A 20,125-nucleotide genomic window follows, 5' to 3' on the forward strand; every position below is an offset into this window, starting at 1 on the left:
AAAGACAGTATATTTATTATATCATTTTGTTCTCATTCCCGCATTTTTGTTTCATCCTTGATGGAGGTCCGTCAAAATACTGCTCAGGAGCTCGCTGCGGAAATGGTCCAATCCCCTGAAATTCACGGAGTCATTAATTAGATTTTTTAATTCGAGGCGGTTTTTTCTGTATTGTTCGAGAATAGCTATCAGCTCCGTACTGTGACCCATCCGGAAACCCTGCTCTTCAATCCGGCAGGGATTGCCTTTCCAGACCGCCAGGTTCTTTTCCGGAAAGAGCAAACCGACGATTGTGTACGGTTTTAGCGGATGAACAATAATTTCCATGGCCTGCCCCAGGCATTTAACCTCTTCGAGCAGTACCCGCAGAAGGTGAGCAGACTCTTCACCGTCCAGGCAAATCCGGTCAAAATCCCGAATATATCTTGGAGCAAGATTTAGCCACCCTTCTAATTGAAGGCTATGGAGAAAATAAAACGACAGATTATTTGCTTTTATTCTAGAAAGGATTCGCGTGATCTCATCAATATGCGGCGAATCATCACCTTGCTGATCGCCTTCCCAGGCCAAAGACAGGACAGCGTCCAGATTCCTGGTTTTGTTTTGACAGGCGTGCCCATCTTCCTCAGATTCCTCTTGTTTTTTCGGCATATAGTCTTTTCTGAGCTGGGCAATGATGTCCTGCTCAATGTCAGCAAGACTTGCTCCGAGCTGACTGATTTTAGGGCTGTGTTCTTCCAGTCTGCTCTGGCGGCAGAAGGAAGAAAAATCAATTTCACGGTGGTACGGGCCGCAGAAATTTATTTGCCAGTTAAATTCATCCTTATCGAGTAAGCATATTTTATGCTTGGGCAGGTACAGACCGGCAACTGAATCGGCTTCCCTGATCGACCTGATATAATCAACATCATTCCCACGATCAATCATCTGGATGCCGATGAGCTTCATCATGGTTGATTTTCCGGTACCCGGGCCGCCCGTGAGAAGATATGTATATTTAATTTCTTTCAGCAGTTCAGGCAGCAGCGATACGTAACCGTAAGGCGTGAATGCCTCAATATAATAATGACGAATCCCACTTGTATTCCCCATGATGATTCCTCCAGTTCAATAATGTCTGTGGGATATTCTATGCAAATGGAACAGCCGGCGTTCTCCCGTCAAAACAGAAATGTAATGTCCATTACAATACTCCGCTCACAGCGAAACTGTGTCCCTTAGACTGATCATAGGGATAATAAGAAGATCTTCTTATCAGGAATTAACTCTCGATGTGTATGTCTATTCTAAGAATGTAGTACTAGGATGAGATTGCTCATTAAATAAATCCGCAGCAGAATGGGTTTAATCATTCGTTCCGCTGCGGATTCTATTTAGAGAAAGACGTCTTCCATTTGACTGAATAAAGATACTGTATCCTTTTCTATCCTACTGGATTTTCTGCAGCAGGACTTCAACCGCCTTGCTCAGCTGACTGTCGAAGACAGGCTCGGTCGGAAGGATGGTAGGCTTTTCTCCTTCTTTAAGTTCGACTTCAACATCGGGCTTGATTCCCAATTTATTAATATCATTTTTCTTCGGTGTAAGATATTTGTCCGTCGTCAGCTTTACGCTGGTGTTGCCATCAAGGGTAAACACGGTCTGCACGACACCCTTGCCATACGTCTTCGTCCCGACCAGGGCCCCGCTTCCGTAATCCTTGACTGCCCCCGATACGATTTCTGCTGCTGAGGCCGTATATTCGTTGGTTAAAATGACAATGGGCATGTCGATATATTCAGCAGTCGATTCTTTTGTATCTACGACGCCGTTCCTATTCACAATGTGAACGATCGACCCTTCCGGCACCAAAAAACTTGCTACTTTAATCGCGGCATTGACTTCTCCTCCGTAATTATAACGAAGATCAATAATCAGACCCTTATATTTGGTCAGATCCATCTCCCGTAAAACCTTCTCAAGTTCATCCCCGGTATTAATGTTAAAACTGGAAATATCAATCAGCCCAATATCTGACCTTCCCGGCAGGGAGATCCCTTCAACCGTCGGAACATTGATATAGTCACGAATAAGACTTACGGTAAATTCTGTCTTCGTCTTCGGCCGGTAAATTTTAACCGTCACCTTGCTCCCGGGCTCTCCTCTTAAGATCGCGACTGCTTCATCCTGGCTGATCGTGGAGACATCGGTCTCGTCAATTTTTGTGATAATATCCCCCGCTTCGAGTCCTGCCCTTTCAGCCGGAGAACCTTTGATTGGACGCATAACAACCAATTTTTCCGGATCTGCCGTACTTAAATGTACACCGATCCCTCCAAAGGTGCCCTGAATCGAATTCATCAGCACTTTGTTTTCCTCAGCATCCTGGAAGGATGAATACGGGTCCAGCGAACCCACCATCCCGTCGATTGCCCCATCAACGAGTCCAGCACGGGATGTTCCATTTAAATACTGGGTGTCAATAAGATAGACCACCCGCATAAATCTTCCAAGGTGATCATAATTGACCAGTACAAACCCGCCAACAACAAGTGCCAGCCCCAGACAAAATATCAGGCCGACTGCGGCGGCCTGTATAAAAGCTTTTTTCCAATTCACACGGTTGAACAAACGTCCACTTCCCTATCAAACTCATTATTCTCTGTTAGTATATGCAGACTTGTACAAGTTAAGTCCAATTGATTAAAAATAGGCCATCGGGTTCGTCGGGGTGCCGTCTTTACGCACTTCAAAGTGCAGGTGGGCCCCGGTGCTCCATCCCGTTGATCCGACATAACCGATCGTTTGGCCGGCTGCCACTGTTGTATTGACTGCAACCGCCCTTGAAGACATATGGCCGTAAAGCGTTGAAATTTTATTGCCATGGTCGATAATAATGGCATTTCCATAGGCGCCGTACCAACCGGAAAAGACCACCGTACCGGATCCTGCTGCTACAATCTTCGCCCCATATGGTGCACCGATATCGACTCCGGTGTGCAGTTTATACTGTTTTGTTATCGGATGAACCCTGTATCCGAAAGTACTGGTAATATACTTGTATCCTGGAGCAGGCCAGACACTAACTGTCCCAGTAACTCCTCCGGTGTTGTTCTTCTGCAATTCACGGATTTTTGACTCAAGTGCTTTAGAGTCTCTCTCCAGCTTGTCAATTTGTTCGAGCAGCGCTTCCTGATCCTCTTTATTCTCAGCGAGTGCTACTTCTTTTTTTGACTTGCTGCTGTCCAAATAATTCTTAGCTGCTTCCGCCTGTTGTTTTAAGCTCTCCGCCTCATCCATTTTAGCGACTAGGAGTTCCTTTTTTTTATCTAAATCCTGTTTTTGAACACGGATATCACTTAAAATGGTTTGATCATTTTCAACTAGGCAGCTTAGATATTCTACTCTGGAAATGAAGTCGGATAAATCAGTGGATTGGAATAGAACTTCCAGATAGTTTACCTGACCTTCTTCATAGATCGCGCGTACCCGACTGCGCAGAGTATCCTGTCTCCCTTTCAGTTCCTGCTGTTTGGCTGTCACTTCCGTTTGAATCGCCGTTACTTCTTCCTGGGCCTTCGCATGGGCGTTTTCTTTCTGATCCAGATCCACCTCAGCGTCAGAAATTTGCGTCGTCAGTTGCCGGATCTGTTTCTCCATCTGTTGCGCTTTTGTCGTCAGGCTATTCAGGTTTCCTTCCGCGTTTTTCTGCTGATTCAGGATCTTTTCCTGCTGCTTAAGCGCCTCAGACAGTTCATCCGCGGTCACAGGAAAATTGAAGGTAACCATTAGAGTTAAAACAATCAGCAAAACAACCGGTCTTGTCATTTTAATCATATTTTACGCCATTCCCCCCCAATAGAACTCAAAGTTCGTTAACCTCGACGTCTAAAATCATAAAAAACTGATTTTAAAGGTTCAAAAATTTTCGTACAGAGAACGCACTTGCCAGAAATCCCATGGCAACCCCGCCCAGAACCATCAGCAGAAGCACATTGATAATGAACTGTTGACTGCTGACAACAGGCAGGAAACTCAAGGTCGAGATAATATACTGCAGGAGCCAGGTATAGGTAGCCCCAACCAGCGCAACAGCCAGGATTGCCCCGACCATACCGATGACGATCCCTTCGATGATAAATGGCCAACGGACAAAGGATTTGCTGGCGCCAACCAGGCGCATGATTTGAATCTCTTTCTCTCTGGAATTTACATTGGTTTTAATATTTAAAACAATTAAGAGGAAAGAGGCACAAGCAAATGCGGCAACAACGCCAATCCCGACCCAGCGAAGCCACTGAGTAAAGACAATCAGTTTCTCAACAAAGCCCTGCCCATAACGGACTTTCTCGACTCCGGTCAGCCCGCTTACCTGGGAAGTAATCTCTTCGACGAGACGGGCATCGGTCGTTGTAATTGTAATCTTATCCGGAAATGGGTTCACTCCGCCCAAATCCTCCAGAAGAGAGTCGGAACCCATGGATTCCTGAAACTCTATAATAGCCTGATCTTTAGTGGTAACGGCAACGGTTGCGACACCTTCAAGTTTTTGAATCTGACTTTTCAAATCGGTAATTTGTGATGTCTCCAGATGATCATTTAAAAACACGGCAATTTCTACCTGAGATTCAAAGGTCTCGGCAATGTTCGATGTGTTGACTAAAAAGAAAACCGAATAACCAACGATTGTTAAAGAAATCATCACCGTTAAAATGGATGCGGCACTGAGCCAGAAGTTTCTTTTCAATGATACCAGAGACTGGGTTAGAACATATTTTGCTGAGTTAAGTGACAATTCTGTATGCCCCCTCTATGCTGTCATCAACAATCTTGCCTTCTTCAATCCTTATTACCCTCTTATTCATTTGTTCAATAATGTACCTGGCATGTGTTGCCATCACGACCGTGGTACCCAGCTTGTTGACGTGGTTAAGCAGTTCCATGATACTCCAGGAAGTATCAACATCAAGATTCCCTGTAGGTTCGTCCGCAACCAGCAAAGCGGGTTTGTTGACCAGCGCCCTGGCAATGCAGGCGCGCTGTTGTTCGCCTCCTGAAAGCTCGGAAGGAAAGGCATTCTTTTTCTTAGCAAGTCCAACCAAATCCAAAATCGTATTCGTATTCTCTCTGGTTTCTTTCATACTTTTACCAATAACCTGCTGGGCAAAAGCGACGTTTTCAAATACGGTCTTTGCCGGAAGCAGCTTGAAATCCTGAAAAATAACACCAATTTTTCTTCTGACCAATGGCACATGGCTGGAAGACATTCTGACAAGATTGACATTATCGATGAGTACCTGTCCCCTCGTAGCAATTTCTTCCCGGTAGAGCAGTTTGATCAGTGTCGATTTGCCGGCCCCGCTGGCCCCAACCAGAAATACAAAATCTCCCTTAGCGACATCAAGGTTGACGCCGAACAGAGCGCGGGCACCGTTCGGATATATTTTGGAAACATTCTTTAGTTTAATCATTCATTGTCCTCCGGAAGACCTATTAACATTTATCTCTTCGACATTTTGTGTTATTTTCCTGTCTAAGACAGCTAAAAAAATTAAACATTTCCTGAAAAATGGCAAGATCTCAGGAATGCATTCCACAATTATTAAACGATAGTGTAAAAAATAAATATATTGACAAATAACAACAGAAATATATTTGATTTCTTTAGGCTATTTTCTGATCCAAATCTTCTTACTATTTTATCGGTAATTAAAAGAACAAATTGAGCAAAAGTAAAAAGCAGAATACTCTTTTGGGGAATATCCTGCTTTTATTTATCCTGCAACTCTTTATTTTTTGGCAATCACTCGTCTTACAGCTTCAACAATGTCTTTCGCTGTAAGATGATACTTCACCAGCAGTTCATCCGGGCGTCCGGACTCTCCGAAAACATCATTGATCCCAACCCGGCAGAGCGGGACAGGACAATTTTCGCTTAATACTTCTGCCACTGCACTTCCGAGTCCGCCAATAATGCTGTGTTCCTCCGCCGTGACAACTGCTCCTGTTTGTTGCGCGATCTGAATAATGGTCTGTTTGTCCAGTGGTTTAACAGAGGCACAATTGACAACCGCGACATCGCAGCCCTGCCCGCTGAGTTCATTCACAGCCTTCAGCGCTTCCGCTACCATGAGCCCGTTTGCGATAATGACAGCATCTTTGCCGTCTTTCAGGACATTGGCCTTGCCAATCTCAAACTGATAGGAAGATGAATCAAAGAGCACGGGCAGTGCCAGTCTTCCGAGCCGGATATAGACAGGTCCCTGGTATGCTGCAGCAGCTTTGATGACCTGACTTGTTTCCTCCGCATCAGCAGGAACCAATACCGTCATATTTGGCACGGAACGCATCAGCGCCACATCCTCCACAGCCTGGTGGGAGGCACCGTCTTCACCTACACTGATCCCCGCATGGGTAGCCGCAATCTTCACATTGAGCTTCGGATATGCAATGGAATTCCGGATCTGTTCAAAAGCTCTTCCTGTTGCAAAGATTGCAAAAGTGCTCGCAAAGGGAATTTTGCCCGCTGCTGCCAGCCCGGCCGAGACTCCCATTAAATTTTGTTCGGCAATGCCTATATTGATGAAACGTTTCGGAAATACCTTGGCAAAATCGGCTGTTTTAGTTGACTTGGACAAGTCGGCATCCAGAACCACAATATCCTTGTTTTCTCCGCCAAGCTGCACGAGTGTTTTGCCATAGGCATCTCTCGTCGCTATTTTTTCCGCTTTAATCAGATCAAACATCTCAGCCATTAGTTTTCACCTCTCAGTTCAGCCAGGGCAGCTTCCGCTTGTTCAGGGCTGGGTGCATTTCCATGCCACCCCGCCTGGTTTTCCATAAAAGATACCCCTTTCCCTTTAATGGTTTTGGCGATAATCATCGTCGGTTTGCCCTGGACCTGCTTCGCTGCTTCCAGGGTATCCGTCAATGCTGAAATGTCGTGGCCGTCAACCTCCAGGACATTCCATCCAAAGGCTCCCCATTTGTCGGAGAGCGGAGAAGAATTCATGACTTTCTCCGTCTCCCCGTCAATTTGAAGACCGTTAAAGTCCAGGATGCCAATCAGATTATCGAGCTTATAATGGGCTGCTGCCATTGCCGCTTCCCAAACCAGGCCCTCATTCATTTCCCCATCACCTACGAGACAATATACTTTGTATGTTTTTTGATCAATCTTGCCGGCAAGCGCCATCCCAACTGCAGCTGAAATGCCCTGTCCCAAAGAACCGGTGGACATATCAACTCCCGGAACCTTTTTCATATCCGGATGCCCCTGAAGAAAGTGTCCGGTCTGCCGTAAGTGCTGCAGCTCCTCGCGCAGGAAATATCCCTTTTCAGCCAGAGCTGCATAAAGTACAGGGGCAGCATGCCCCTTACTGAGCACAAAGCGGTCCCGCTCAGGCCATCCAGGATTGGCCGGATCAATATTCATGATCCGGAAGTATAAGACGGCAAGGATATCTGCGGCCGAAAGGCTGCCGCCTGGATGCCCTGATTTAGCTTTTTCCAGCATTTCGATGATGTCCTGACGTATCCTGCAGGCGATTTCTTTTAAATCTGACATGGTATAAAGCTTCCTCCTTTGCTTGGTCACAATTTATTTATTCTGTCCGACAATTTGCTGAAGATAAGCCGAAATATACGGATCAATTTCCCCATCCATCACCGCATTGACATTCCCTGTTTCATAGCTGGTCCGATGGTCTTTAACCATGCTGTAAGGATGAAAGACATAGGACCGGATCTGGCTCCCCCAGGCGATATCATTTTGCTCCCCACGAACCTCAGATATTTCCTCTTCCTGTTGTTTTCGCTTTAATTCTAAAAGCTTGGCCTGAAGAACCCGCATGCAATAAGCCCTGTTCTGAATCTGTGAGCGCTCGCTCTGACATTGAACAATAATTCCGGTAGGCAGGTGTGTGATCCGTACAGCAGAATCCGTCTTATTGACATGCTGTCCGCCGGCTCCTCCTGAACGGTACGTGTCAACCTTTAAATCTTCCGCATCAATGGTTATCTCTGCATCATCAGTGACTTCAGGAATCACATCGACAGAGGCAAAGGAAGTATGCCGCCGTCCGGAGGCATCAAAAGGAGAGATACGAACCAGACGGTGTACCCCTTTCTCACATTTGGCGTAGCCGTAGGCATTCTCCCCGACCAAGGAAAATGTTACACTTTTAATTCCTGCTTCTTCTCCCGGGAGAAGATCGAGTGTCTCGACTTTAAATCCCCGGCGTTCACCCCAGCGTACATACATCCTGTACAGCATTTGCACCCAATCCTGGGATTCGGTTCCGCCTGCGCCGGAGTGCAGGGTAATGATCGCATTATTACGGTCATAAGGTCCGCTGAGCAAAATCTCTAGTTCCAAATCAGCAAACTGGTTTTTCAATTTAACAATGGTGTTTTCAATTTCCGATTCCAAAGAAATATCGTCTTCCTCCACAGCCAACTCCCAAAGTGCAGCGATGTCCTCGATCTGATCCTGGAGCTGTTGATGGACCGTCACCTTATCCTTCTCACGGGTCAATTCCTGCATGACTTTTTGCGCTGAAGAAGGATCATCCCAGAAACCGGGTTTGTTGAGTTCGTCCTCAAGCTTGGCAATCTTTATCTGACGGCCAGCAACGTCAAAGGGAAACCCTCAAATCTGCTAAACGCATTTTTAGATTCTCAATTTCTTTTTTCCAATCGGCAAGCATTTTTCCACCCCTAGATTATTTTTTCCACTGCTTATTAAAGTAAAACAAATCTGTTTTGTCAACATTTTATTTAGCTGTTGATTCCGCAACATTTCTTATATTTCTTCCCACTTCCGCACGGGCAGGGATCATTGCGGCCAATATGTTCCCCAATTTTGCGGGGCTTCTTGGCCTGTTCCTGTTCTTCCTCATAACGGTTCTCGGAGACTTTTTGCGCCTGTTCCGGAACTTGCGTCGTAATCCGAGGTGTTACTCTTAAGATATAAGTCGAAACGTCCTCCTGGATGGATTCTACCATACCCTGGAACATATCAAAGGCTTCATTCTTGTATTCAAGGAGCGGATCGCGCTGTCCGTAAGCTCTTAAGCCAATCCCTTCCCGGAGGCTGTCCATCGCGTCAAGATGTTCCTTCCAACGGGTATCTACAACCTGCAGAGCCACTGCTCTTTCAATTTGGCGCATCAGGTCCGAACCGAACTGGGATTCCCTGATCTCGTACAGTTCATGCACCCTGTCGGTCAATAGTTCTTCAACTTCTTCTTTGGCTAAATTGCTAATCTGTTCGGGGGTAAAGTCATGATCAGGAAGAATGACATTGTCGACATAGTCCAGAAAACTGACCAGATCCCATTCTTCCGGATACGGGCTATTTCCGCTGTAACGCGCTGTGGTGTCGGCTATGACTTTTTCGATCATATCCATTACCTGTTCTTTCAGGTTTTCTCCTGTCAGAACGGATCTGCGCTGCGAGTAAATAATCTCACGCTGCTTGTTCATAACATCGTCATAATTCAGCACGTGTTTGCGGATGTCAAAGTTTCTGCCCTCGACTCTCTTCTGGGCTGTTTCAATACTGCGGCTGACAATTTTGGATTCGACAGGAACACTGTCGTCCATACCCAGTTTGTCCATTAGCCCGGCAATATTGTCACCGCCGAAAAGCCGCATCAAATCATCATCAAGTGAAATATAGAACTGGGAAGACCCCGGGTCGCCTTGACGGCCGGAACGTCCTCTCAGCTGATTGTCAATCCGGCGAGATTCATGTCTTTCCGTGCCAATGATATGCAGTCCGCCAAGTTCCTTTACGCCTTCCCCAAGAACAATATCTGTTCCTCTGCCTGCCATATTGGTTGCAATGGTTACCATACCCTGTTCCCCCGCCTTGGCGACGATCTGGGCTTCAAGTTCATGAAACTTCGCGTTCAGCACCTGATGTGGAACACCTTTCTTTTTCAGCATGTCGCTGAGCTTCTCGGATTTTTCAATCGAAATCGTTCCAACAAGTACTGGCTGGCCTTTGGCATTCTTTTCCGAAATATCGTTGACTACGGCGTCAAACTTGCCTTCTTCCGTCCTATAGATAACATCAGGCAGATCCTGTCTGACCATCGGAAGATTCGTGGGGACTTCTACGACGTCCAACCTGTAAATATTAATAAATTCCTGTTCTTCCGTCTTCGCGGTACCGGTCATGCCACCAAGTTTCTTAAACATCCGGAAAAAGTTTTGAAACGTAATTGTTGCCAGCGTCTGAGATTCCCGCTCAATCTTGACATTTTCCTTGGCTTCAATCGCCTGGTGGAGCCCCTCGCTGTACCTGCGCCCGAACATTAAGCGGCCCGTAAATTCATCGACAATAATGACCTGACCGTCTTTCACCACATAGTCGCGGTCAAGCTTGAACAGGGTATGCGCTTTCAAAGCCTGATTGACGTGATGCGCAACTTCATTGTGCAGATCATCGTATAAGTTATCCACCCCGAGCATTGTTTCAACCCTAGATACCCCATTCTCCGTCAGCGTTACAACTCTGTCCTTTTCATTGACATGATAGTCTTCCTCCGGCTTAAGGCGGGGGACAACCTTCGCAACCCGGAAGTACAGTTCAGTGGGCTTATCAGCTTCTCCGGAAATGATTAATGGCGTCCTCGCTTCATCGATCAGAATCGAGTCTACTTCGTCCACGATCGCATAATGGAGCTCCCGCTGGACGACAGCGGCAGGATTGACGGACATATTGTCTCTCAGATAGTCAAATCCGAATTCATTGTTCGTGCCGTACGTAATGTCGGCGTTATAGCTTGTCCGCCGCTGTTCGTGTGTCAGACCATGAACAATCAACCCGACGGACAAACCGAGAAAATCATACACCTGGCCCATCCAGTTGGCGTCACGGGTGGCAAGATAATCGTTAACCGTCACAACATGGACGCCCAAGCCGGTTAAGGCATTTAAATACGTAGGCAAGGTTGCAACCAGCGTTTTGCCTTCCCCGGTCTTCATTTCGGCGATCCTTCCATCGTGTAGGACCATTCCGCCTATAAGCTGAACATCATAGTGCCGCTGTCCGAGAACTCTTTTCGAAGCCTCCCTGACGACAGCAAAGGCTTCCGGCAAAAGATCATCCAGCGTCTCACCCTGTTCCAGTCTTTCTTTGAATTCCACTGTCTTTGCTCTGAGTTCGTCATCAGAGAGTACCTGTATGGAAGGTTCCAACTGATTAATTTTTTCAACTTTCTTTTGGTACTTTTTTATATCTCTGGCGTTGTCATCAATCAAATCCTTTAAAAAACCCATTTTGGTCCACCTTTCACCTTGCGCGGTGTGCTTAATATGATTATTTTATCACTGTCTTACTGAAGGTTCAATCTAAGCAAAAAGATGTCCCGCTTAGGCGGGACACTTTTTTGCTCAGGATATGCGATTAATAAACCTGAGTCGTTCAGCCGTTTTAGTATTCTGGCTCCAGTAGGCCGTAGCCACCGTGTTTACGCCGGTAAACAACATTTATCTGCCCCGTATCTGCATTGGCAAATACAAAAAAATTATGCCCGATCAGGTCCATCTGCATCGCTGCCTCGTCAACCGACATAAGCTTAGCTGAAAACTTTTTTGTTTTAACGATGCTGTTATTGTCAAAGATTTCTTCATCATCCTCGAGGATATAGCTCGGCTCCTCCTTCGTGGATTTTATTCTTTTTTTCCCAATACGCTTGCGGTATTTTTCCATTTGGCGTTCCAACTTATCCACTACCAGGTCGATGGAGGAATACATATCATCTGTTTCTTCCTCACCTCTGAGAAGAAATCCGTTTAGCGGGGCAGTAACTTCAACTCTCTGACGTTCTTTTTCTACGGACAGCATGACTTGAATATCGAGAAAATCATCGGAGTACTTCTCCAGCTTACGGACTCTTTTTTCTACATAATCCTTTAACGCGTCCGTCATTTTCATTTGTTTGCCTCGAACATTGATATTCATAGTCTCAACCCCTTTCGCCTGATATAGTATTATAATTCATCTTTTCTTATTAAATTCCTGCCAAATTTTATCTTTGTTTAGTGATATTATTACCTCAACGAACTGAAAACATCCTGAGAAGCAGTATCTTGTTAACCTTAAAATTTTATATGACGGCGAGCAGATTTTCTGCAAGACAACGCAGTATTGCGAAAAATCTGCTGTCAGGATATATGAGATTTAGGGTTAACATGATACTAGCGTTTCGGTTTGTTGAAGTTATACACAACAAATTGTGGATAATGTTGATAACTTTACTTTTTGGCGTATATTTTCATTTTTATTGGTGGATAAAATTGTGAGCAGTCCATCGATTAGTACGAAGGTCCTATTTTTGTCTTCATTCTGCAATTTTCTGCAAAAAATAATTCTTATGCGGCAAATTGTCTCATTCTTCTTTTCCCGCGCCAAGACAAAAAGCATAGACTTTCTTTACCCCATTCTTTTTCAGTACCCCGGCACATTCTTCTAGCGTCGAGCCTGTCGTCACAACATCATCAACCAGCCAGACAATTTCCCTGAGATCACTGTAACCAGGTTTGACTGAGAAGGCATCCCGGAGATTCCGCAGCCTTTGCCTGCGTCCCAGGGTAGTCTGAGGAATTGTATCCTTTATTCGGTCAAGCAAATTCTGATAAGGAATTGCCAGCTGCCTGCTGATGATTGAGGCCAGCACCTCTGCTTGATTGAATCCTCTTTGGGCCAGCCTGTCCGGATGCATCGGCACCGGAACTACTGCGTCAGGAGGAGGCAACCAGCGGATAACCCATGGAATGATCACTTCTGCCAGAGACGTTATCAAATATGGCTGTCCCTTATATTTAATTTGCTGAACCAATTCTTTCCAGGCACCTTTGTAATAACCCAGACAGGTTACCTTATCCAATCCTTCCGGCCCCTTTCCTGTTTCACAATTTCGGCAACGTGTTTTGGTCTCTGCAAGAATTTTGCCGCAGGAACCACAGCGAGGCAGATTCGGAAAGAAATACGCCTGCTGACAAATCAGACAGACCGGTTCTTCTGATACATTGCCGCAAAGCAGACAATACGTTGTCTTCTCATACCACAAAAGCACTGCGTTTTCTTTAAGTCTCAAGAATAAATCAACCATTCAGACATCCCCATTCTTCAGCCAGCCTGTTCTGGTCCTGAATCCAGCGGTTGGCCTGGATCATGGCCTGGGTTTGTTCGGCATAAATAAAGACGGCTCTTCCAAACGGACATTCTGCGCTCCGGCCTGTTCTGCCGGCCATCTGGACCAAAGCCCTCGCATCATAGAGCGTATGATCCGCAAATAAAACTGCAACCTGTACACCTTTAATGGTTATGCCTCTTTCTAAAATGGATGTACAGACAAAAATATTAATATCGCCCTGCCTGAAAAGTACGATCTTTTCTCTCCTCGCAGCATCCGAGCTCCAGCTTCCCTCCACGCGCAGATCACTAAAAGCCATTTTCAGCACACCCGTCCATTCTTTAACCAACGCAACTGTGGGGACAAAGACCAGAATCGGACCGTCCGCAATCAATTTCAGCAATACTTTTTTCAATTCAACCAGTGAACGATCCCTGGTCAGTTTATTTTTTTGCCATTCGGGGACCGGAACAGGAAATCCATGATGTCTTACAGGGAGTCTGACGATCGCACATTTCTGGCTCTTGACCCGTAACAGGATTTCTGCTGACGGTGTCGCTGTAAGACAGATAATTTGTCCATCTGGTCTCAAAGCCTGTCTGATCCCATATTCCAGGACGCTGCTTCCTTCATACGGATAGGCGTCAGTCTCATCAAGGATAATCAGGTGAAAAGCCCGATAAAATCTCAGAACTTGATGCGTTGTTGCGACGGTTAGCTTTGAGGGCTCCATATCCTGCGGCAGCGCTCCGCTTAAAATTTTGATATTGTATTCCGGAAAATTTTTCTGCAAACGAGGCTGAACATCGTGCACAACGTCCTGTCTGGGTGCCGCAAAAAGAACCTTTTTATTCTGACGCAAAAAACTGTCGATCAAAGGGAAACAAACCTCTGTTTTTCCAGCACCGCAGGCAGCCCAAAGCAGCGTTTCTTGTGCTTTTTGCCGGTGCACCTGCTGCCAAAGCTCTTCGGCTGCCTTTTCCTGCGCAAAAGTAAATTCCAGGCTATAACTCCGGACAGTTTGATCTGGTTTACACTTATCCGTATCCACCTGTGTTTGACCCGGAACATCGACGGAATGGAGCCTAAAAAGAATTTGCAGAGAATTGAGCGGTCCAATTTCCCGACAGTCAAGGCAGGTATATGTATCGCCATACAGTGATGGCCATTCTTCATAATGACTGCTTCCGCAGCGCCGGCAGAAATACCTGGATCGAACCTGTTCAAAAATCGGCAGCCACTCTGCATTTCCGCTCTGCACAGCTTTTTGCATGAAGCCCAGAAGTTCCTTCGTACTAACGCCGAGCTTCTTCTCCACAATCCGAAACTCATTTTCGGCGAGTTGCCTGCCCTCCGCTATTCTCAGGAATTTTTGGTACACGGTTTCATTCTGCAGCACTTCGATATTGAATGCCTCCGGCAAGGCCTCCCGGCTGATATCCTGCCACCGAACCTTTTCTTGAACGCCCATATTTTCTTTTTTCATTCGATTTGTTAGCTTTTGGGCAAGCCTGTTTTCAAAGTCCCTGTCTATAACTGGTGCTGATGGCAGAGCTGGTGAAAATGGCTGCGTGGCTGGTTGTGTCGTTGGTTTTTTATCAGGCAGCCCTGCAGTGACGGCCAGCAGCTTTCCTAGCGGTAACCCCGGGCTCAAATACCTCGTCCACCCTCCCAGGATTAGGCCCGCAGAAGGCAGCGGAGAAAAACAGAATTCTCCATTGTCTTTGGCTAATATGTAAAAAAGCACGCTTTTGTCCTTATCCTTTCTGAGTATATTGAACCGTCAGGCCAGGAAAACGTCTTTCCAGACGGGTCTTGGTTCTTTCCTGCTCGTCTTTAGGAAGATTGGCATTCTCCTGCGACAAATCTATGCTGACAATTATTCCCTCCTGCCTGTTTCGTGTTTTTCTGACCATATAAATTTCTTTTTCAATATCCTCATGGTCAAATTCCTTGGCCTCAATAGCCAAAACCGCATTGTCAGTGATTGTCTTCACCTGCCGCGTGTTGTTTGTTCTAAAGGCCTCAATCCGTTCAGACAGGGCATCCGGAAGCTCCCACTCATATTGTCCTGCCCATAACCAAAGAATAATCAAACCTACCGCCAATACACCATAAATAAGCATCATGTGCCTGACCTGCCTTTGCCGTATAATCATTAATTCTTCTGATTATTTCTATCATATGCTTCAGCTAAGCAAGGCGGTTCTGATCTTGTCCTGATTTTCTGTTTTTTCCCCGGTATTGAGCCCGACCAGCAGCCAGAATAAGATGCCGATAATCCCAAAAGACATATCCACATCAATCAGGCTGTGCAGTCCCAAAAATAGAGCTGCTGCTTTCGTACAGATCGTTCCAAGGTCATCTCCATTCCAAAGGTCCTGGACAAAACTCCTGAATCCTTGCCGTGCCCAAAGCATTAATAACAAAAGAGCAATGATCCCCTGATTTAAAAGCACCCGGCAAAATGAAGAATGGGTATCCAATGTCCAATAAGGGGTGGTCTGAATAAAGGGAAAACCGAGCCATCCTCCCGCCCGCGGCAGAAAATATGCATCTCTGGCAAGCCGGATACTATCAGCATAATACGTAATTCTTTCCGCCATGCTGGTATACGTCCAGGAACTTAAATGGCTGAATGGCACCTGTATACTCGAAACTGCAGGGTATAGGACAATGATCAAACAAGCAAGAAGTATTATTCTGACTGACGCCTGAGAACGCTTTTCGGTTACAGTTCTGATGCTATCCATATTTATAATATTTTTTTGAGTTAAAGCTCTTTTTTTTAGCAATAGAATCGGGATAAACAACAAAAGCAGCAGTATCGAAGCCCTTGATCCAGTGGATAGGATACTTATTCCCAGCAGCAGCAAGAAAAATGGGTTAAATCCCCTTTTTATCAATATTACCATTAATTGGCACCCAAGAAAAGCTGCAGCAGAATTCGGATATCCGAAACAGAAGGCATAGCGCCCTTCTTCCGGCGGGCCAGGCGGCAGCCAGATATTCTCACTTCCGGGCAGCCAGGACAGTACCACCGCCAAAATTGTCAACCATATCATTCTGTTTAAAAACCTATTTGCCCCCCCGGCAGCCGCCAGCTGTATTCCCCACAAATAGGCAGATAAATATACCAGCCAGCGGAACGCTTCCAGCCAGCCATCAATTGCCCTGACTGGACTGAATAGTCCCACCAGCGAAAAAAGGCTCAGCAGCAAAAAAATGCTCACCGGATTCCGAAATTTTTTTTTGGCGGCGATAGTTGTAAGACAAACTTGTTTCCAGTGAGCAATCGTGTAGAATATCAAGACAGCACCCAGGACAAGCCACTCTCGGATAAAAAAAATCCCGTGGCATATCATACCCAAAAACATAAACACACTTAGGAAATTTTCTGTCCTCCCATAATTCACCTTAATCCTCCGCAGGACTTGCAAGTCCAATCATATTTCTCTATCATATTTATAACAGCAGAGAAATATTATGCCAAAGGCTTTGGAGGAGGCAATCTATGTCGATTAATGTTCTTCATCTGATTGGAGGCGGCGAGATCGGAGGGGCTGAGCAGAACGTTCTGAATCTCCTGAAAAATCTGGACAGGCAAAGCGTAAATCCTTTTCTGGGTTGTCTGACCAAGGGCTCCGCGCTGGCACCATGCGCACAGTCTTTCGGCATCCCGTCTGAAATATTCCCCATGCAGTTCCCTTTTGACCTCTCCCCTTTGCCTACCATTATTGCTTTCTGCCGCAAACATAAGATTGCGTTAATCCATGCCCATGGCACAAGGGCTAACCTTCTGGGGCGGACCGTCGCGAGACTCACCAAGATCCCCTGCATTTCAACCATCCACAGCCTGCCGGAATACGATTATCCGTCTTCCCTCAAAGGCAGGATTTCTCTCTGGGTCGATAATCTCACCCTGCACTGGTCTGCCGGCATTATTGCGGTATCCGTCAGTCTCAGCCAATCCGCTGCCATCCGACTGAACAGGAAAGGATTAACTTTGCCGGTGAACGTGATCTATAACGGTAGTGAAATATTTTCATTCACTCAACCAGACCAAATGCTCAAAGCCTTCCGTGAACAATGGTCAATCCCGGATCATTGTCTTGTCATCGGAACGATTGGTCGTCTGCACCCGGTGAAAGGGCAGTTTTACCTGATTGAAGCGATGAAACTGCTTACTGCGGAAATCCCTGACCTTCATCTGCTCATCATTGGTGAAGGTCCTCTTCATAATCAACTGACCGAACAACTGAAGCTTTCCGGACTTTCATTTACGCTGACCGGCTACCTGCCTTCAGCCTGGCAGGCCCTGCCGGCAATGGATTTGTTTGTATTTCCTTCTCTGAGCGAAGGAATGGGACTAGTTTTACTGGAAGCCGCTCAAGCCGGAATCCCGATTATAGCTTCCAAGGTCGGCGGGATCCCTGAACTTCTGGAAGACCACAAGGAAGCCCTGCTCGTTCCGCCGGCTGACCCTGCGGCGATGGCGCTGGCCTGCAGCAAGGTGCTCAAGGACAGGGCTTTTTCTGCCGAAATGACTGCCAGGGCTAGGCAAAAGGCCAGCCTGTTTTCCATTGAAAAAATGGTTCAGGATACAATAACTTTTTATGAAAAAATAATAAGCTAAGTGCGCTGTAAACGGTCACTTAGCTTTCGTATATTATCTGAGTGAGTTATTTTCCTAATCGATTAGAATCATATTTATTCCCTATTAGAATCATCCGGTCAAGATTAACCGATATGAACCGTTTTTATTTATCAGATTCCGGGAAATATTTCTGTTTCAGAACCCTTAGAAGGTACAGTGGAAGTACAACTTGCCTTTTTATCCGGCCCGGTTCGCTGATCAGCCGGTAAAGCCATTCCAGTCCGGATTCCCGAAATACCCCGGGGGCACGTTTCACTTCTCCGGACAGTACGTCGAATGACCCCCCGATACCCATACTTACTTTAGCCAGCCCTGCGTGTTCATGATTCCAGTATTCCTGTTTGGGGGCACCCAAGCCAACCAAAAGAATATCCGGTGCAAAGTGACGGATCTGCCGGATGACCTCCGGCTCTTCTGCCTGCGTAAAAAAACCATGATGACACGCCAACGCTATCCCCGGGTACCGCAGGCTCTGCTGCCGAATAACTTTTTCTGTAATGCCCGGCTTCGCGCCCAACAGAAATACTCTCCATCCGTGACGGTTGCTTTCCCTTAATATCCCTGCTGTCAGGTCGATGCCGGTTACTCTTTCTTTGACTGGAAGGCCAAGTTTCCGGGCAGCCCAAACTACGCCGACCCCATCCGGTACGACAAGACCGGCTGAATTGATGACTGCTAGGAGATTGGCGTCATGTTCAGCTTTGTAAATTAATTCGGGATTTGCGGTCACAATCCGGAGTTGCTGCCCCAGCAAAATCGTATTTTTGATAGTTTCAAGGCAGTCCTGCAAACTAGCCGGATCAATACGCGTTCCCAATATTTCCAATTGTTTCATTTTTGTCCCCGGGATTCTCACTTGAAACTGTTTTTAAGGACTTTGCCCGTCCCTAAAGCGACACAGGAAATCGGATGATCGGCAAGGGTCACAATGAGTCCCGTCTCCTTAGAAATCCTCAGATCCAGGGAATTTACCATCGATCCTCCGCCGGTAAGTACGATTCCCCTGTTCATAATATCCGCAGCAAGTTCCGGCGGTGTACGCTCTAAAACATCTTTAACTCCGGCTACAATCACTTCCAGCGATTCTTCCATCGCTTTATACGTCATTTTTGAATCTACCATGATGGTCTTCGGGAGTCCGGTGATGAGATCTCTTCCTCTGACATCGATCTCCGTGTTGTCTGCTTTTCCTTCCTGAACGGCGCAGCCGACTTTGATCTTGATATCTTCCGCCGTTCTTTCTCCGATCATCAAATTGAATTCTCTGCGAATAAACCTGATAATCGATTCATCCAGTTTATCCCCGCCCATGCGGATGCTTTTTTTGGTTACGACCCCTCCCAGGCTGATTACTGCAATATCTGTCGTTCCACCGCCGATATCGACGACCATGTTTCCTTCGGGGCCGTATATGTCCATACCGGCCCCCAGGGCAGCTGCATAAGGTTCCTCAATTACTTTGACCTGTCCGGCACCGGCTTTCATAGCGGCTTGTTTTACAGCCCTTTCTTCAACTTCGGTGACTCCGGACGGTATACAGACAACAACTCTATTTTTAATAAAAGGCCAGTTTTTTATTCCCGCTTTTTTGAGTAAATATTTCAGCATGATTTCGGTGGTCTGATAATCTGCAATGACGCCATCCCTCATCGGCCTGATGACCATAATGCTTCCGGGAGTCCTGCCAAGCATCATTCTGGCCTCTTCGCCGACCGCAATTCTTCTACCTGTGTTCTTATCAATCGCAACGACCGAAGGCTCGTGCAAAACGATACCCCTGCCTTGTGCATAGACCAGAACACTCGCCGTGCCTAAATCGATCCCAAGATCAGTCCCAAACATCAGGTGCTGCCCCTTTCACTTCACGATTCTATTGGCTTGTCCCATGAAAATAAGAAAAACCTGGCAGACGCCAAGCATTTACATGCCGGGCGGCAGCCAAAATTGAATCTCCCTGGAGGGGAGATTCTTTTTATAACTTTGCTCATATTATTCGATGTAATTTTATGTTTTCCTCTTTCTTTCCGTTTTTTGCGACCTATTTTTCTGTCTGTCTTTTAGGAGCTAATCCTCCGTATGCATATATTTTTTCTTGGTTGCTTCTCCTCCCCGAATATGCCTCTCGGCTTTATTGCTTTCAAGGACATGCTTGACCTGAGAGGAAAGTCGTTTGTTAATCAACGGCAATCTTTCCGTTACATCTTTATGTACCGTCGACTTGGATACCCCAAATATTTGCGCGGTCTGCCGCACTGTACAGCTCGATTCTATAATATAGTTGCCAATGTCCAAAGCTCTTCTTTTGATATGTTCCTGCACTCTCCCTCTCCCCTTTGTACCT

General features: G+C 46.2%; 18 protein-coding genes. 1 reads left to right on the plus strand and 17 read right to left on the minus strand.

Annotated features, from left to right (window positions below; translation table 11 throughout):
* Positions 1-51: 51 nt before the first annotated feature.
* The 14 genes from A7D23_RS02800 to A7D23_RS02865 all read right to left on the minus strand — a co-directional run bounded on the left by A7D23_RS02800 (position 52) and on the right by A7D23_RS02865 (position 16,543).
* Complete coding sequence (locus tag A7D23_RS02800; protein ID WP_019224964.1) at positions 52-1,092, minus strand: hypothetical protein; 1,041 nt, start codon at positions 1,090-1,092, stop codon at positions 52-54.
* 336 nt (positions 1,093-1,428) lie between these two features.
* Complete coding sequence (locus A7D23_RS02805) at positions 1,429-2,610, minus strand: S41 family peptidase (RefSeq protein ID WP_019224965.1); 1,182 nt, start codon at positions 2,608-2,610, stop codon at positions 1,429-1,431.
* Positions 2,611-2,682: 72 nt separating this feature from the next.
* Positions 2,683-3,816, minus strand: coding sequence for a M23 family metallopeptidase (locus tag A7D23_RS02810; RefSeq protein WP_019224966.1), 1,134 nt, complete (start codon positions 3,814-3,816; stop codon positions 2,683-2,685).
* Positions 3,817-3,889: 73 nt separating this feature from the next.
* Positions 3,890-4,774 carry a permease-like cell division protein FtsX gene (gene ftsX / locus A7D23_RS02815; protein WP_019224967.1) on the minus strand — a complete coding sequence of 295 codons (885 nt, stop codon included), beginning with the start codon at positions 4,772-4,774 and terminating at the stop codon, positions 3,890-3,892.
* On the minus strand, positions 4,764-5,450 hold the full coding sequence (gene ftsE, locus A7D23_RS02820; RefSeq protein ID WP_019224968.1) for a cell division ATP-binding protein FtsE: 687 nt from the start codon (positions 5,448-5,450) through the stop codon (positions 4,764-4,766). The genes ftsX and ftsE overlap by 11 nt, the downstream gene beginning before the upstream one ends.
* A gap of 318 nt (positions 5,451-5,768) precedes the next feature.
* Positions 5,769-6,734, minus strand: a complete 966-nt coding sequence (locus tag A7D23_RS02825) for a transketolase family protein (RefSeq protein ID WP_019224969.1) — start codon at positions 6,732-6,734, stop codon at positions 5,769-5,771.
* Positions 6,734-7,546 (minus strand): transketolase, encoded by an 813-nt coding sequence (locus A7D23_RS02830; protein ID WP_019224970.1) that lies wholly within the window; start codon positions 7,544-7,546, stop codon positions 6,734-6,736. The genes A7D23_RS02825 and A7D23_RS02830 overlap by 1 nt, the downstream gene beginning before the upstream one ends.
* A gap of 33 nt (positions 7,547-7,579) precedes the next feature.
* Positions 7,580-8,687 (minus strand): peptide chain release factor 2 gene (prfB, locus tag A7D23_RS02835; RefSeq protein ID WP_141690633.1). Its coding sequence is split into 2 segments (ribosomal slippage): positions 7,580-8,617 and positions 8,619-8,687, totalling 1,107 coding nucleotides; the frame shifts between segments, so codons are not numbered across the junction.
* 70 nt (positions 8,688-8,757) lie between these two features.
* On the minus strand, positions 8,758-11,268 hold the full coding sequence (secA, locus tag A7D23_RS02840) for a preprotein translocase subunit SecA (RefSeq protein WP_019224972.1): 2,511 nt from the start codon (positions 11,266-11,268) through the stop codon (positions 8,758-8,760).
* 154 nt (positions 11,269-11,422) lie between these two features.
* On the minus strand, positions 11,423-11,953 hold the full coding sequence (raiA, locus tag A7D23_RS02845) for a ribosome-associated translation inhibitor RaiA (RefSeq protein WP_015044892.1): 531 nt from the start codon (positions 11,951-11,953) through the stop codon (positions 11,423-11,425).
* 427 nt (positions 11,954-12,380) lie between these two features.
* Positions 12,381-13,103, minus strand: coding sequence for a ComF family protein (locus A7D23_RS02850; RefSeq protein WP_019224973.1), 723 nt, complete (start codon positions 13,101-13,103; stop codon positions 12,381-12,383).
* Complete coding sequence (locus tag A7D23_RS02855; RefSeq protein ID WP_242836979.1) at positions 13,096-14,781, minus strand: DEAD/DEAH box helicase family protein; 1,686 nt, start codon at positions 14,779-14,781, stop codon at positions 13,096-13,098. The genes A7D23_RS02850 and A7D23_RS02855 overlap by 8 nt, the downstream gene beginning before the upstream one ends.
* Before the next feature lie 103 nt (positions 14,782-14,884).
* Positions 14,885-15,256 (minus strand): hypothetical protein, encoded by a 372-nt coding sequence (locus tag A7D23_RS02860; protein WP_019224975.1) that lies wholly within the window; start codon positions 15,254-15,256, stop codon positions 14,885-14,887.
* A gap of 60 nt (positions 15,257-15,316) precedes the next feature.
* Positions 15,317-16,543, minus strand: a complete 1,227-nt coding sequence (locus A7D23_RS02865; protein WP_025206217.1) for an O-antigen ligase family protein — start codon at positions 16,541-16,543, stop codon at positions 15,317-15,319.
* Between the two features lie 98 nt (positions 16,544-16,641).
* Here A7D23_RS02865 and A7D23_RS02870 point away from each other — a divergent pair, with 98 nt between their 5' ends.
* Positions 16,642-17,763 carry a glycosyltransferase gene (locus A7D23_RS02870; RefSeq protein ID WP_019224977.1) on the plus strand — a complete coding sequence of 374 codons (1,122 nt, stop codon included), beginning with the start codon at positions 16,642-16,644 and terminating at the stop codon, positions 17,761-17,763.
* A gap of 124 nt (positions 17,764-17,887) precedes the next feature.
* Here the strand turns inward: A7D23_RS02870 and A7D23_RS02875 are convergent, their stop codons facing one another.
* The 3 genes from A7D23_RS02875 to spoIIID all read right to left on the minus strand — a co-directional run bounded on the left by A7D23_RS02875 (position 17,888) and on the right by spoIIID (position 20,103).
* On the minus strand, positions 17,888-18,619 hold the full coding sequence (locus tag A7D23_RS02875; protein ID WP_019224978.1) for a WecB/TagA/CpsF family glycosyltransferase: 732 nt from the start codon (positions 18,617-18,619) through the stop codon (positions 17,888-17,890).
* Positions 18,620-18,636: 17 nt separating this feature from the next.
* Positions 18,637-19,626, minus strand: a complete 990-nt coding sequence (mreB, locus tag A7D23_RS02880) for a rod shape-determining protein MreB (protein WP_019224979.1) — start codon at positions 19,624-19,626, stop codon at positions 18,637-18,639.
* A gap of 222 nt (positions 19,627-19,848) precedes the next feature.
* Complete coding sequence (spoIIID, locus tag A7D23_RS02885) at positions 19,849-20,103, minus strand: sporulation transcriptional regulator SpoIIID (RefSeq protein WP_015044900.1); 255 nt, start codon at positions 20,101-20,103, stop codon at positions 19,849-19,851.
* Positions 20,104-20,125 lie beyond the last annotated feature (22 nt).

This window comes from Dehalobacter sp. TeCB1 (assembly GCF_001707455.1).
Classification (GTDB): Bacteria; Bacillota; Desulfitobacteriia; order Desulfitobacteriales; family Syntrophobotulaceae; genus Dehalobacter; species Dehalobacter restrictus.

What these genes read in the sequence shown, in the direction of transcription:
- A7D23_RS02800 (WP_019224964.1), bottom strand. Translation starts at nt 1,092, where the DNA reads ATGGGGAATACAAGTGGGATTCGTCATTATTATATTGAGGCATTCACG.
- A7D23_RS02810 (WP_019224966.1), bottom strand. Translation starts at nt 3,816, where the DNA reads ATGATTAAAATGACAAGACCGGTTGTTTTGCTGATTGTTTTAACTCTA.
- ftsE (WP_019224968.1), bottom strand. Translation starts at nt 5,450, where the DNA reads ATGATTAAACTAAAGAATGTTTCCAAAATATATCCGAACGGTGCCCGC.
- A7D23_RS02825 (WP_019224969.1), bottom strand. Translation starts at nt 6,734, where the DNA reads ATGGCTGAGATGTTTGATCTGATTAAAGCGGAAAAAATAGCGACGAGA.
- A7D23_RS02830 (WP_019224970.1), bottom strand. Translation starts at nt 7,546, where the DNA reads ATGTCAGATTTAAAAGAAATCGCCTGCAGGATACGTCAGGACATCATC.
- secA (WP_019224972.1), bottom strand. Translation starts at nt 11,268, where the DNA reads ATGGGTTTTTTAAAGGATTTGATTGATGACAACGCCAGAGATATAAAA.
- raiA (WP_015044892.1), bottom strand. Translation starts at nt 11,953, where the DNA reads ATGAATATCAATGTTCGAGGCAAACAAATGAAAATGACGGACGCGTTA.
- A7D23_RS02850 (WP_019224973.1), bottom strand. Translation starts at nt 13,103, where the DNA reads ATGGTTGATTTATTCTTGAGACTTAAAGAAAACGCAGTGCTTTTGTGG.
- A7D23_RS02860 (WP_019224975.1), bottom strand. Translation starts at nt 15,256, where the DNA reads ATGATGCTTATTTATGGTGTATTGGCGGTAGGTTTGATTATTCTTTGG.
- A7D23_RS02870 (WP_019224977.1), top strand. Translation starts at nt 16,642, where the DNA reads ATGTCGATTAATGTTCTTCATCTGATTGGAGGCGGCGAGATCGGAGGG.
- A7D23_RS02875 (WP_019224978.1), bottom strand. Translation starts at nt 18,619, where the DNA reads ATGAAACAATTGGAAATATTGGGAACGCGTATTGATCCGGCTAGTTTG.
- mreB (WP_019224979.1), bottom strand. Translation starts at nt 19,626, where the DNA reads ATGTTTGGGACTGATCTTGGGATCGATTTAGGCACGGCGAGTGTTCTG.